Consider the following 661-nt stretch of genomic DNA (forward strand, 5'->3'; position numbering starts at 1 on the left):
TGGGCCATCTTTGATGGTTAAGCCATTGTTGTTCAATACGCTGTCGCCAGTGGTGATGCTATCGAATTTCGCGTCTTTCAACAATTCGATCTTGATGCCATCTGCTGTAGTACGGGTAATGACATTTTCACCGCTAGTCTTGTCTTCTGCTGTTGCAGCATCAGCGCCACCCACGATGTTGAGCTTGTCACCCAAGTTACGGTGAACGTCTGCACCGGCATTACCAGCAAAGTTCAAGCCCTTGTTTTCCAACTCGGTCTTGGTATTGTCAATCTTGCTGTTTAACTCAGTCTTGGTGTTATTGATCGTGTTATTTAACTCAGTTTTAGTATCAGTAATCTGAGTGGTTAACTGATCTTTGGTATCTGTAATACGGTTACCCAAGTCTTTTTTAGCGTCGTCTAACTTGTTGTTGGTATCAGTAATCTTGTTATCCAGACCATCTTTGGTTTTGGTTAACTGGTCAACATTGACTGCATCTTTACCATTTACGCCATCAGCAACGTTAGTAATAACTTTATTACCTGCATTGATACCATCTTTAGTGATGCTTGGGCCATCTTTGATGGTTAAGCCATTGTTGTTCAATACGCTGTCGCCAGTGGTGATGCTGTCGAACTTCGCATCTTTCAACAATTCGATCTTGATGCCATCTGCTGTC

At 42.7% G+C, this 661-nt stretch carries 1 pseudogene; it reads right to left on the bottom strand.

Going from position 1 to position 661, the window contains the following annotated elements:
- Positions 1 to 661 (bottom strand): annotated as a pseudogene (locus JO943_RS18460) (cell surface protein); the annotation flags it as partial.

It is taken from the genome of Acinetobacter sp. 'aerobic (ED)' (assembly GCF_904886855.1).
Lineage (GTDB): Bacteria > Pseudomonadota > Gammaproteobacteria > Pseudomonadales > Moraxellaceae > Acinetobacter > Acinetobacter courvalinii.